Origin of the sequence: Paraburkholderia acidisoli, from assembly GCF_009789675.1 — a bacterium.
Classification (GTDB): domain Bacteria; phylum Pseudomonadota; class Gammaproteobacteria; order Burkholderiales; family Burkholderiaceae; genus Paraburkholderia; species Paraburkholderia acidisoli.
Window position 1 is genome coordinate 759767 of the sequence record NZ_CP046914.1, and the last position, 13117, is coordinate 772883.

General features: G+C 64.0%; 11 protein-coding genes. 7 read left to right on the forward strand and 4 right to left on the reverse strand.

What is annotated here, in order from left to right; translation table 11 throughout:
* Positions 1-8: 8 nt before the first annotated feature.
* Together FAZ98_RS17605 and FAZ98_RS17610 are read left to right on the forward strand one after the other, a co-directional pair.
* Positions 9-644, forward strand: coding sequence for a D-glycero-alpha-D-manno-heptose-1,7-bisphosphate 7-phosphatase (locus tag FAZ98_RS17605; protein ID WP_233272800.1), 636 nt, complete (start codon positions 9-11; stop codon positions 642-644).
* A gap of 36 nt (positions 645-680) precedes the next feature.
* Positions 681-1826 (forward strand): DNA topoisomerase IB, encoded by a 1146-nt coding sequence (locus FAZ98_RS17610; protein ID WP_158952584.1) that lies wholly within the window; start codon positions 681-683, stop codon positions 1824-1826.
* A 22-nt stretch (positions 1827-1848) separates the two neighbouring features.
* Here FAZ98_RS17610 and FAZ98_RS17615 read toward each other — a convergent pair whose 3' ends face one another.
* Positions 1849-3165 (reverse strand): cation:proton antiporter, encoded by a 1317-nt coding sequence (locus FAZ98_RS17615; protein ID WP_158952585.1) that lies wholly within the window; start codon positions 3163-3165, stop codon positions 1849-1851.
* A gap of 264 nt (positions 3166-3429) precedes the next feature.
* Here FAZ98_RS17615 and FAZ98_RS17620 point away from each other — a divergent pair, with 264 nt between their 5' ends.
* Positions 3430-3795, forward strand: coding sequence for a DUF4148 domain-containing protein (locus FAZ98_RS17620; RefSeq protein ID WP_158952586.1), 366 nt, complete (start codon positions 3430-3432; stop codon positions 3793-3795).
* A 154-nt stretch (positions 3796-3949) separates the two neighbouring features.
* Here FAZ98_RS17620 and FAZ98_RS17625 read toward each other — a convergent pair whose 3' ends face one another.
* On the reverse strand, positions 3950-4237 hold the full coding sequence (locus tag FAZ98_RS17625) for a DUF4148 domain-containing protein (RefSeq protein WP_158952587.1): 288 nt from the start codon (positions 4235-4237) through the stop codon (positions 3950-3952).
* 322 nt (positions 4238-4559) lie between these two features.
* Between FAZ98_RS17625 and FAZ98_RS17630 the strand changes: the two genes are divergently transcribed.
* The 4 genes from FAZ98_RS17630 to FAZ98_RS17645 all read left to right on the forward strand — a co-directional run bounded on the left by FAZ98_RS17630 (position 4560) and on the right by FAZ98_RS17645 (position 9729).
* The gene (locus FAZ98_RS17630) at positions 4560-6983 is read left to right on the forward strand and encodes a membrane-bound PQQ-dependent dehydrogenase, glucose/quinate/shikimate family (protein ID WP_158952588.1); all 2424 of its coding nucleotides are present in this window, start codon (positions 4560-4562) and stop codon (positions 6981-6983) included.
* Between the two features lie 140 nt (positions 6984-7123).
* Positions 7124-8191: a porin gene (locus tag FAZ98_RS17635; protein WP_158952589.1), complete on the forward strand. Its 1068-nt coding sequence runs from the start codon at positions 7124-7126 to the stop codon at positions 8189-8191.
* 106 nt (positions 8192-8297) lie between these two features.
* Positions 8298-8573, forward strand: coding sequence for a formaldehyde-responsive transcriptional repressor FrmR (gene frmR / locus FAZ98_RS17640; RefSeq protein WP_158952590.1), 276 nt, complete (start codon positions 8298-8300; stop codon positions 8571-8573).
* A gap of 46 nt (positions 8574-8619) precedes the next feature.
* Positions 8620-9729: an S-(hydroxymethyl)glutathione dehydrogenase/class III alcohol dehydrogenase gene (locus FAZ98_RS17645; protein ID WP_158952591.1), complete on the forward strand. Its 1110-nt coding sequence runs from the start codon at positions 8620-8622 to the stop codon at positions 9727-9729.
* A gap of 67 nt (positions 9730-9796) precedes the next feature.
* Here FAZ98_RS17645 and FAZ98_RS17650 read toward each other — a convergent pair whose 3' ends face one another.
* Together FAZ98_RS17650 and katG are read right to left on the reverse strand one after the other, a co-directional pair.
* Positions 9797-10498 (reverse strand): SDR family NAD(P)-dependent oxidoreductase, encoded by a 702-nt coding sequence (locus FAZ98_RS17650; RefSeq protein WP_158954006.1) that lies wholly within the window; start codon positions 10496-10498, stop codon positions 9797-9799.
* A 113-nt stretch (positions 10499-10611) separates the two neighbouring features.
* Positions 10612-12873, reverse strand: a complete 2262-nt coding sequence (gene katG, locus FAZ98_RS17655; RefSeq protein ID WP_158952592.1) for a catalase/peroxidase HPI — start codon at positions 12871-12873, stop codon at positions 10612-10614.
* Positions 12874-13117 lie beyond the last annotated feature (244 nt).

Consider the following 13117-nt stretch of genomic DNA (forward strand, 5'->3'; position numbering starts at 1 on the left):
GAGTCACGATGCTGATGCGATCCGCACGGGCACAGTGGCCCGCTGTCTTTCTCGACATTAACGGCGCGTTGATTCACGACTCGTGGCATCGCGACAATCACGCCGACCCCGCTCGCATGCGCCTGGCGCCGGGCGCGGCGGAAGCGCTCGAACGGCTCGCGCAAGCGCCGCTACGGCTCGTTATTGTGAGCCATCAGCGCGACGTTTCGCTCGACAAAATGGAAACCCAGTTGCAACGTCTGTTCGCGCGCTGCGGTGCGAGGCTGCACGCCGCGTACTGGTGCCCGCACGATTCGCACGATTTGCACGATCCGCGTGGCGCGCTCGCCACCTACGCGGGCGCCTGTACGTGCCGCAAACCGCAGCCGGGCATGTTGTTGCGCGCGCAACGAGAGCACGATATCGACCTGTCGCAGAGCTGGCTCATCGGCGAACACGCGAACGATATCGAAGCGGGCAATCGCGCGGGTTGCCGCTCGATACTCACCGACGGCGGCAACGAAGCGGCATGGCACAGCGAGCCCGCGCGCTTGCCGTATGCGATCGTGACGAATCTGCACGACGCCGCGCAGATGATCGTCGAACGCCATGCCTACGAGCATGCGGAGCCCGCGCCGGAAGTGACAGGAACGCACTTTGCGTGATCGTCTTCCAAAGCCGTCACTCGGCGAGGAGACGTCATGGACCGCGATTTCGACCTTTCGGAAGAGCACGCCACCACGGCGGGGGATTTCGTCCGCGCGCGCTCCACGCCGCGCCGCCCGCCGAAGCGCGCGGCACGTCACGCGGCACACAAGCCGGCGTCGCCCGCTGTGCATCGCAGTTCGGACAGCGAGCCCGGTTATCGCCGCCAGCGCACGCCAGAGGGCTTCGACTACCTCAACGTGCGCGGCAAGCTCATCAAGGACGCGCGCATCATCGCGCGCATTCTCTCCATCGTGATTCCGCCCGCCTGGGAGGACGTCTGGATCTGCACCGATCCGCTCGGTCACTTGCAGGCAACGGGGCGCGATGCGCGCGGCCGCAAGCAGTATCGCTATCACCCTTCGTGGCGTGAGCAGCGGGAGAGCGAGAAGTTCGCGAAGATCGCGCAATTCGCGCGGGCGTTGCCGCGCGTGCGCGCTGCCGTCGAACGCGATCTCGCCCTCGAAGGCCTGCCGCGCGAGAAAGTCATTGCCGCGATCGTGCGCCTGCTCGATCGCTCGCTCGCAAGAATCGGCGGCGCCGAATATGCGCGCGACAACGCCACCTACGGTTTGACCACATTGTGCAAGCGTCACGTGCGACTCGACGACGAAAGCGCCATGCTGCGCTTCAAGGGCAAGCACGGCATCAAGCACGAGATTTCCGTCGACGATGCCCTCGTGCTCGCCGTCGTGCGCGAATGCCGCCAGCTGCCCGGCCGCGAGTTATTCGCTTGCGTGGTGGATGCCGAATCGCGCAGGATCGACGCCGACGACGTGAACGACTATCTACAGGAAAACGGCGGCTGCGGCATCACGGCGAAGGACTTTCGCACGTGGGGCGCGAGCGTGGCGGCACTGGCGCTACTCTACGATCTGGATCCGCCGCGCAGCGACCGTGCGGCGCGCCGAACGCTCGCGCAAACCATTCGTCAGGTCGCGTTGTTGCTGCGCAATACCCCGGCCGTGTGCCGCCGCAGCTATGTGCATCCATGGGTTGTGGAAGCCTGGCAAACCGCCACCTTGGGCAACAAGCGCTTTCGCGCGAGCAACGCACCGCTCGCGCCGGCAGAGCGTGCTTTCGCGCTGCTGCTGAAAACGCGCACGGCATGCGGTGCGAAACGCACACAACGCATAGCGTAATCGCCAGACCTGTGGCGTTTGCTCAACCGGTATTGACGGTGTCCTTACGCTGAAAATAGTGGCTCATCGCGTAACCCGCCGTCGCGCCATGCAGTATCACCGACAATACGATCGCGTCGAGCGCCACGGGAAGCACCGCACGCAGGACGTCGCCCGCTTGATCGATACCCCATACCGCGTAATAAAACGTGCCGACGCCGCGTATGCCGACCCATGCCATCAATCTGCGCTGCTGGCCGTTTGCCGTCGAGCCCGCCATCGCCGCGAATACCGCAACGGGGCGGGCGATGAAAATGAGAACGCACGCATAGAGCAGCGGCCGCCACTGCAGCATGTCCTGCCAATGCGCCGAGACCATGCAGCCGATCAGCAACAGCAAGGAAAACTCGGCGAGCCGCTCGATTTCGAGCGTGAAGCCCGTCATGCTTTCGGCGAGCCACGCGTGCGCGCGCCGCGGATCTTTGGCAACTTCCGCGTGCTCGCTCAAATGCACGTTTTCGAGCGCTTCGGCGGGACGGCGGTCGCCGGTTGCACGCAATTCTTCGTGGCGCAACGCAACGCCCGCTGCGAACACCGCAACGAAGGCATAGGCGTGTGCCAGTTCCGCAGCGCCGTAAGTCACCGACATCAGCCCGAGCGCGATAAAGCCGTCCAGACCCACCGTTTCACCGTAGCGGGTGCGCAAATTGAAAATCACGCGCACGCACAGAACGGCGAGCACGGTGCCGATCAACAATGCGCCCGCCATGCCCCACAACAGCGACACCAGCAACGCGCCTGCGCTTTGCACTCTGCCGACCTGCGCACCGCATAGCGCAAGTCCCACGAGCGCGAATGGCAGCGCCGCGCCGTCGTTGAGACCGCCTTCGCCCGACAACGCGAAGCGCACCGGTTCGTCGTCGCCCGCTTCGCGCACGCGCAGTTCGTTCGCGAGCACCGGGTCCGTGGGCGAAAGCGCGGCGGCGAGGAACAGCGCCACGCCGGGCGGCTCGCCAATTGCCCATGCGAACACGGCCATGAGCGTGGCGGTGAGCGCCATGGCGAGTACGCCGAGCCGCAGCGGCAAATGCCAGAGGCGATCGCGCAAACGCACGCGCAAATGCATGCCCACCGAAAAGAGCGAGATCACGAGGCCCGCTTCGGCGATGACCGAAAGCGGCCACGCGTGTCCCGCGAGATCGACACGCACGAGCCCGAGGCAGGCGGGCCCGACGACCACGCCCACGGCGAGATAAATCATCGCGCCGGTCAACGGCAAACGCGTGATCAGTCCGCTTGCCACCGCCATGAAAATCAGCAGCACGCCGACAAGCACGAACCACACGGCCTCTTCCATCATGAGCAGAATTCCACGCTGAGTTGAATGACGAGTGAGTTTTTCCTTTAAAGAGGAAGAGAGCAATTTCTCTGCCATCGCTTTCGTCACTCTTTCGGCGTTCCCCCTCGTGGTGCAAACCCGCCGGGTTTCGTTTGCCCTTTGAAAGCGGCGGCAATTTATGCCGCTGGAGCCACGATCCACATACGCCGGATCGGCAAGCAACGCGGACCGTGGCACAGCATGTGCGGAGTCGTAGGCTCGGACCACCACACTGGGAGAATGACCATGAAGTCGATCAAACACCTTGCCGCAGTGACCGCGCTCATCGCCACGCCGCTGGTTGCGTTCGCACAGACCGAGATGCCGATGAACAACACCAGCGACTCGCTCTCGCGTGCGCAGGTCAAGCAGGATCAGATGCAAGTGGAACAACAGGGCTATAACCCGTCTGTGGGCGATCAGGCGTCGTATCCGCGCCAGGCGCAACGAGCCGAAGCGCGCGTGGGCGCCACGCAGGTGCAGCAGGCTGAAAGCGGCGGTTATGGCGGCGTGATGCCGGGCACCTCGGCCTCGGGCGCGCCGGACATGCCGGCCCAACCCGCCCACACGGCGAACGCGCCGGGTGTGAAGCCCGTGTATTTCGGTCAGTGAGCGCGCTCGCGGTCTCGAGCCTGATTCACCAAACCGGCGTTAATGCAGCAAGTGATATCGATGGCGTGACCTTACCGAGGTCGCGCCATTTTTCATGGTCGAGGCGTTTGGCGTATTTTTAACCAGTTCGTACATCTATGCGCATGTAAAACGCTCAACTCCGCGCTGCGGGACGTTTGCAGTCGGCCCGGTAATCGGCGTTGAGTTGCTGCTCCGCCGCCTTCAGATCCGCGGGATAGACACTGGCATCCGCACCAGCGCGATAGCCACGCTGTTCAAGTTCGCCGAGTTCGTGTTCGAGCTGCGCATGGGTGACTTCGCCCGCAGCCCGCGTAAACGGGTAAGCATTGCAATCCGCCGGTGTCAGGCTCGGAGCGGCGAAGACGGGGAATGCGGCGCTCAAGGCGACGAGCGCAATGGCGTTCAACGGCAGCAGTTTCATGGTCGTGAGTCCCGTGGCAAAGGTGGGTGCATAGGCACAAGGTCCGGCCGCGAGACTAGCGGCCCGCGCCTGTCACGCCCGCATCGGTCTCATGAAAATTTTTTTAAAAACAACGACCTTGCGGAATTCCCGGCACGAACTCGCGTTTACCCTTAAAATGTACTAGTTGGTTAATTTTTGCCATCCGTCCCTGCCGATGGAATGGCGTAGACGCGCCAATTCAAGCCGAATGCGGCAGCCCGTTGCGTCTTGCACGTGCAAGCGGGGCCGCCCGCTTAACCCTCCTGGCTTCGTGTGGCCGGGTCGACCATAAGTACAAACGATGTCAGAGCAATCCAAAGTGAAACCGCTGCCCACCGGGGCGCGGATCGGGCTGGCGCTCGCCGGGCTGATCGGCCTTCTGCTGGGCCTTTATTTCGTCATTGGCGGCGGCATGTTGATCGCGCGCGGCGGCAGCGTGTACTACCTGCTGCTGGGCCTCGCGCTGAGCGCCACGGGCATTCAGCTCGCGCGCCGCCGTTCGAGCGCCTGCGCGATCTACCTCGTGCTGCTGATCGCCACCGCCGTGTGGGCCGTGTGGGAAAGCGGTTTCGACTTCTGGCCGCTCAACGCGCGCATCTTCATTTTCTCGATGATCGGCATGCTGCTCGCGCCGGTCTATCCGGCGCTGCGCGCGCACGAAGGCAGGACGCCCGCACGCGGCGCGGCGTGGACCGTCGCGCTCGTGCTGCTCGCGTGCAACGCCGCGTTCGTGTGGGGCATGTTCGTGCCGCACGGCAAGTTCGGCACCGAAACCGCGCCGCCCGTAGCCAGCAATGCCGGGACGGGCGACTGGACCGCCTATGGACACTCGGCCGGCGGCGACCGCTTCGCGGGCTACACGCAAATCACGCGCGACAACGTGAAGAACCTGCAGGTCGCGTGGACCTATCACACCGGCGACGTACCGCTCAGCCCCGACGGCGGCGGCTCGGAAGATCAGGAAACGCCGCTGCAGGTCGGCAAGACGCTGTTCTTGTGCTCGCCGCATAACACGGTGATCGCCGTGGATGCGGCCACCGGCACGGAAAAGTGGCGTCACGCGTTCCCCACGAAAACCACCGTGTGGGTGCGTTGCCGCGGCCTCGCCTACTTCGACAGCACGCAGCCGCTCGTGCAGCCCAGCGTGGCGGGTTCGACGCCGGTCACGCCGCTCGCCGCGTCGGGCGACCCCACCGCGTGCCGCAAGCGCATCTACATGAACACGATCGACGCGAAGCTCGTCGCGCTCGACGCCGAAACCGGCAAGCTCTGCGACGACTTCGGCACGCACGGCATCGTCGACCTGAAAGCCGGCCTCGGCAATGCGAAGAGCCCGCTCTATCAGCTCACGTCGCCACCTACGGTTGCGGGCACAACGGTCGTGGTGGGCGGCCGGGTGGCCGACAACGTCTCGCTCGACATGCCGGGCGGCGTGATTCGCGGCTTTGACGTGATGACGGGCAAGATGAAGTGGGCATTCGATCCGGGCAATCCCGACGATCATGCCGCGCCGCAAACCGGCAAGACCTTCACGCGTTCCACGCCGAACGTGTGGGCGCCCATGACCTACGACGCCACCTCGAACATCGTCTACATGCCGGTGGGCAACGCGGCGATCGACCTGTGGGGCGTCAAGCGCACGAAGCTCGACGAGAATTACGGCGGCTCGATTCTCGCGCTCGACGCGACCACGGGCGCCGAAAAGTGGCACTTCCAGACGGTCCATCACGACCTCTGGGACTACGACGTGCCGATGCAACCCACGCTCATCGACTTCCCGCTCGACGGCAAGCGCGTGCCCGCGCTCATCGTCGGCACCAAGATGGGTCAGCTGTTCGTGCTCGACCGCCTGACGGGCAAGCCGCTCACGCAAGTGGTCGAACATCCCGTGAAGCCCGCGACCATCCCGAACGAGCCGTATGCGAAAACGCAGCCGCTCTCGGTGGGCATGCCGCAGATCGGCGCGGAAGTGCTCAAGGAGTCGGACATGTGGGGCGCCACGCCGATCGATCAGCTCATGTGCCGCGTCACGTTCCGCGGCCTGCGCTACGACGGCCTGTTCACCGCGCCGGATACCGACCGGTCGCTGAGTTTCCCCGGCTCGCTCGGCGGCATGAACTGGGGCGGCCTCTCGTACGATCCGAACACGGATATGATCTACGCGAACGACATGCGTCTCGGCTTGTGGGTGCATCTCGTGAAGGAAAAGCAGCACAGCGGCACGTCGGACGGCAACGAGGCCGTGAATGCGGGCATGGGCGCGGTGCCGCTCGGCGGCACGCCTTACTCGGTCACGAAGGATCGCTTCTTCTCGCCGCTCGGCATTCCGTGCCAGAAGCCGCCGTTCGGCAGCCTCACGGCCATCAGCTCGAAAACGCGTAGCGTGGCATGGCAAGTCCCGCTCGGCACCGTGCAGGACACGCGCCTCTACGGCATGCAGATGCATATGCCCACGCCTATCGGCATGCCGACCATTGGCGGCTCGATGACAACGGCCAGCGGCCTCGTGTTCTTCGCCGCCACGCAGGACTACTACCTGCGCGCGTTCGACAGCTCCACGGGCAAGGAAGTGTGGAAGGCGCGCTTGCCCGTGGGCAGCCAGGGCACGCCGGTGAGTTACGTGGTGAACGGCAAGCAGTACATCGTGATTTCCGCGGGCGGCGCGCGCCAGTCGCCCGATCGCGGCGACGACGTGATCGCGTATGCATTGCCCGACTCGAAGTAAGCCGGCGAGTTAAGCCGTAATGCCAACGGCGGCGTGGAGCGTTTCGCTCACGCCGCCGTTTTTTATTGGCCCGCACGTTTCCTTTCCTTTTTGCCGATGCGGTTCCGACCGGGCCGCACTCGCCGCTGTTCTCGTCCCTTATGATTCCATCGCTATCCGCGCTTATTTCGTTGCGCGATCGCGTGCCGTCGCGGCATGCCTTGATCGGCGCAATTGGCTTTTCACTGGCCGCGTGCGTGCCGCTCGCCCATGCGCAAAGCAGCGTCACGCTTTACGGTGCGATCGACACCAGCATTGAAGTGACCAACCCCGGTTCCGGCTACGTCGCGCGTATGGATTCCGGCGCGTATCGCGGCTCGCGCATCGGCCTGCGCGGCGCCGAAGATCTCGGCGGCGGCGTGAAGCTACTCTTCGATCTGGAGAACGGTTTTGGTTCCGCGAATGGCGCGTATGCCGTCGCCAATACGCTCTTCAACCGGCAGGCGTGGATCGGCGTGGGCACGCCTTATGGCATCGTGCGCGTGGGGCGGCAATATTCGCCCATCTATATTCCATTCAAGGGACAACTCGACGCGTTCGGCGCGGGCACGATCGCGTCGGGTCTCGACAATCTCTCGAAGATCACGCCCTACGAGAGCAACGCGATCACATGGATCTCGCCCGAAATCAAGGGCTTCTCGGCAACCGTCATGACTTCGTTGCGCGATGCGAGCGACGACGACGGCAACGGGCTCGCGGGCCATATCGAAACGGTGTCGTGGCGCGGCGGTCCCGTGCGCGTCTCCTACGCGCATCAGCAAACGCATGGCAGCGGCGCGTTGCGCGCGAATCTCGGCGGCGTCTCGTACGACTTCGGGCCGCTCACGGCCTTTCTGTCGTACTTCAACGGCGACGGCGGCACGCCCCGCTATCACAACGACGGCGTGGCGGTTTCCGCACGCTACGCGCTGACTTCGCGCCTGCGCGCCTCGCTCGGCTACACCTTCCTGCGCGACCAGTCCGGCGGCGGCAACGATGCGGACCAATTCAGCGCCGCCTGCGAGTACGACCTCTCGAAGCGCGTGCTGCTCTACGCGAGCGCCGGTTGGCTGCGTAATCGCGGCGAGGCGCAATTCACGCTCAAAGGCGTGAACGTGACCGGACTTGCGCCAGCGTGGCCCGGCGCGGCCGTGCGCGGCGTGCAGTTCGGGATGATCGATCGGTTCTAGATTCTGTCCTACACTGGATGGGTTCCCGGCGCTGTCGCAGCAGAAATTTCTATACTCCCCCGCAGTATCCATACTATACTGCCGGGCAGTATCCGGTGAGGTCACGATGCCCCATACCGTCGAAGAGAAAAAACGCGTGCTGGCTCGCGTGCGCCGCGTGCGCGGCCAGATCGACGCGCTCGAACGCGCCCTTGAAGAAGGCGCGGAATGCGGCCCGATTCTCCAGCAGATCGCCGCGGTGCGCGGCGCCGTCAACGGCCTGATGGCAGGCGTGCTGGAAAGTCATCTGCGCGAGGAATTCACGCAAATGACCCGGTCGAACGCGGCGCAGGAAAAGTCCATCGACGAAGTCGTTTCTCTCGTGCGTTCGTATCTGCGCTGAGCCGGGCGCCGTCTCTCCCCTTCTCTTTTCATTCGCGAGGATTGCCATGAAGTCACGCGCAGCCGTTGCATTCGGGCCAGGCAAGCCCCTTGAAATCGTCGAGATCGACGTCGAACCGCCGCGCAAAGGCGAGGTGCTGGTGAAGATCACGCACACGGGCGTGTGCCACACCGACGCGTTCACGCTCTCCGGCGACGACCCCGAAGGCCTCTTCCCCGCCGTGCTCGGCCACGAAGGCGCGGGCGTGGTCGTGGAAGTGGGCGAAGGCGTGACGAGCGTGAAGCCCGGCGATCACGTGATTCCGCTCTACACGGCCGAATGCGGCGAGTGCCTGTTCTGCAAGAGCGGCAAGACCAACCTGTGCGTGGCCGTGCGCGCCACGCAGGGCAAAGGCGTGATGCCCGACGGCACCACGCGCTTCAGCTACAACGGTCAGCCCGTCTATCACTACATGGGCTGCTCGACCTTCAGCGAATACACCGTCGTGGCCGAAGTCTCGCTCGCGAAGATCAATCCGCAGGCGAATCCCGAGCAGGTGTGTCTGCTCGGCTGCGGCGTGACCACGGGCCTCGGCGCGGTGAAGAACACGGCGAAGGTGCAGGAAGGCGACACGGTCGCGGTGTTCGGTCTGGGCGGCATCGGCCTCGCCGTCATCCAGGGCGCGAAACTCGCGAAGGCGGGGCGCATCATCGCCATCGACACCAACGCGGGCAAGTTCGATCTCGCGCGGGCATTCGGCGCGACCGATTGCGTGAATCCGAAGGACCACGAAAAGCCCATTCAGCAAGTGATCGTCGAGATGACGGGCTGGGGCGTCGATCACAGTTTCGAGTGCATCGGCAACGTGAACGTCATGCGTGCGGCGCTCGAATGCGCGCATCGCGGCTGGGGCCAGTCGGTGATCATCGGCGTGGCGGGCGCGGGTCAGGAAATCTCCACGCGCCCGTTCCAGCTCGTCACGGGCCGCCGCTGGCTCGGCACCGCATTCGGCGGCGTGAAGGGGCGCTCGGAACTGCCTGGCATGGTCGAAGACGCCATGGCCGGCAAGATCGAACTCGCGCCGTTCGTCACGCACACGAAGGAACTCGCGGGCATCAACGAAGCCTTCGACCTGATGCACGAAGGCAAGTCGATCCGCACCGTCGTGCATTACTGATCGATACGCGAACGACCGGTCCTTCGCTGGGATAAAGGCGAATCGTTTCTGGGCGCGCCGTGCGCGCTCAGAACTTCTCCGTCCACGGTCTGACTTCGAGTTCCCAAGACCACGCGCTGCGATGCTGGCGCAGCAAGTCCAGGTAGCACTGCGCGATCGCATCGGGGTCGAGCGTGCTGTCCGGCTGGTCGGGCGGATCGGCGCGATGCGCGGCGCGCACGCCGCCGTCGATCACCACATGCGCCACGTGAATGCCTTTCGGTATCAACTCGCGCGCCGCACTTTGCGCGAGACCGCGCAACGCAAATTTTCCCATCGCAAACGGCGCCGAGAGCGCAAAGCCTTTCACGCCGGCCGTCGCGCCCGTGAGCAAAATCGCGCCCTTGCCTGCCGGCACCATGCGTTTCGCGGCTTGCTGCACGGCATAAAACGCACCGAGCGCGGACACGGCAACGGCCGCTTCAACGGCTTGCGCGTCGAGTTCCGCCAGCGGTCCGCGCAGGCGGCCGCTCGCGTTGTAAATCACGATCTCCGCCGCGCCGATACGCGCTTGCGTTTCGGCGAACAAACGCTCGACCTGCGCGGCGTCGGCGGCATCCACGGGTAAGGCCATTGCACCGGTTTCATCGACGAGCGCGGTGAGTTTCTCGACGTTGCGCGCGGCCATCACCACGGGAAGGTTTGCGGCACGCAGCACGCGCGTGAGCGACGCGCTGATGCCGGACCCCGCGCCGATGATGAGCGCGCTACGATACGGAAGGGTTGTCAAGTCGTTGTCAGGCATGGAATGAGGTTTCCTGTTGTCGGTCATTTTTCGGGCTTCAATGCAAACCGCCGGGCAAGCAACCTGCTCGCCCGGCGGCAACGTTCACGCCTTCACGACTAGTTGAGATCGAAGCGATCGAGATTCATCACCTTCGTCCAGGCCGCAACGAAATCGCGCACAAACTTCTTTTGCGCATCTTCGCTTGCATAGACTTCGGAGAGAGCGCGCAACTGGGCATGCGCGCCGAAGATCAGATCGACGCGCGTGCCGGTCCATTTGCGCTCGCCCGTCTTGCGGTCACGGCCTTCGAACAGTTCGCTCGCTTCCGAAGTGGCTTGCCAGTCCGTATTCATGTCGAGCAGGTTGCGGAAGAAGTCGTTGCTCAACACACCCGGACGCTGCGTAAAAACGCCATGCGCGTCTTGACGCGCGTTGGCGCCCAGCACGCGCAAGCCGCCGATCAGCACCGTCATTTCCGGCGCGGTGAGCGTGAGCAACTGCGCCTTGTCGATGAGCAACTTCTCGGCCGGCACGCCAAACGGGCGTTGCAGGTAATTGCGGAAGCCGTCGAATACCGGTTCGAGCATCGCCACCGATTCGACTTCCGTCTGGTCCTGCAAAGCGTCCATGCGGCCCGGCGCGAACGGCACCGTCACCGTTTCGCCCGCCTCCTTCGCGGCCTTTTCCACCGCCGCGCTACCCGCCAGCACGATCAGGTCGGCGAGCGAGATTTTCTTGCCGCCCGATTGCGCGCCATTGAACTCGCTCTGAATGCCTTCGAGCACCTTGAGCACCTTGCCCAGTTGCTGCGGCTCGTTGACGTCCCAATCTTTCTGCGGGGCGAGCCGGATACGCGCGCCATTCGCGCCGCCACGTTTGTCCGAACCGCGGAACGTGGACGCCGATGCCCAGGCCGTGGCAACCAGTTCGGCCACGCTGAGTCCCGAAGCGAGAATCTTCTGCTTGAGCGCGGCGATGTCTTTTTCGTCGACGAGCGGATGATTCACGGCCGGAATCGGGTCTTGCCAGATCAACTCTTCCTTGGGCACTTCGGCGCCAAGATAGCGCGCACGCGGACCCATGTCGCGATGCGTGAGCTTGAACCACGCACGCGCGAAGGCGTCGGCGAATTCGTCCGGATGCTCCATGAAGCGCCGCGAGATCTTCTCGTACGCCGGATCGAAACGCATTGAGAGGTCGGTGGTGAGCATCGTCGGCTTGAGCTTCTTCGATGCATCGTGAGCGTGCGGAATGGTTGCCTGGGAATCCTTCGCAATCCACTGATTCGCACCGGCCGGGCTTTTCGTCAGTTCCCATTCATGCCCGAACAGATTCTGGAAGAAGCCCATGCCCCACTGCGTGGGCGTGCTCGTCCAGGTCACTTCCAGGCCGCTCGTGATGGTGTCCGCGCCCTTGCCGGAACCAAAGCTGTTCTTCCAGCCCAAGCCCATGTTTTCGAGTCCCGCGCCTTCCGGCTCGGGGCCGACATGATCGGCCGGTCCCGCGCCGTGCGTTTTGCCGAAGGTGTGGCCGCCCGCGATGAGCGCGACGGTTTCCTCGTCGTTCATGGCCATGCGGCCGAACGTGTCGCGAATGTCGTGCGCCGCCGCCAGCGGATCGGGGTTGCCGTCCGGACCTTCGGGGTTCACGTAGATGAGGCCCATCTGCACCGCGCCAAGGGGATTCTCGAGGTTGCGGCCTTCGTCGGTGCGGCTCGCTTCGGCACCGTGCAGTTCCGCGTCGGCGACGATCACGCCTTCGTCGTCGTCCTTGCCCGCTGCGCCCTTGCCGTAACGCAGGTCGCCGCCGAGCCAGGTTTTTTCCGTACCCCAGTAGACGTCCTGGTCCGGTTCCCACGTGTCTTCGCGACCGCCGCCGAAGCCGAAGGTCTTGAAACCCATGGTCTCGAGCGCGACGTTGCCCGTGAGAATCAGCAGATCGGCCCACGAAATCTTCTGACCATACTTTTGCTTGATCGGCCATAGCAGACGACGCGCCTTGTCGAGGCTCACGTTGTCGGGCCAGCTATTGAGCGGTGCGAACCGCTGCTGGCCGCGCCCTGCGCCGCCACGTCCGTCACCGATACGGTAGGTGCCCGCGCTATGCCACGCCATGCGGATGAAGAGCGGACCATAGTGGCCGAAGTCGGCGGGCCACCAGTCTTGCGAATTCGTCATGAGGGCCGCGAGGTCTTTCTTCACCGCGGCGAGATCGAGCGTCTTGAACGCTTCGGCGTAATTGAAATCGGGATCGAGGGGATTGGTTTTACTTGAGTGCTGGCTGAGCAGATCGAGACGGAGCTGCTTCGGCCACCAGTCGCGGTTGGTCGTACCGCCACCGGCCGTATGTTTGAACGGGCACTTCGCTTCGCTAGACATCGCTTGCCTCCTTTAGTCGTGACGGCCTTCGAGCAGGTTCCCTTGCTGGCGAAAAAACCACTTCAACCAAAATGGTATGTATTTTTCGACATAGGGGAAATTGGTTTATTCGATGAGGCTTGAAAGCTTTAATTTATCGGCCGCCGCAAACGATGATAGTCAACGTTCGGCAACCTCGTTGCGCCGCGGTGCGGCGCACATTTTTCGCGCCGCATGTGAGCGCTTGCTTTCATCGAATCCCACC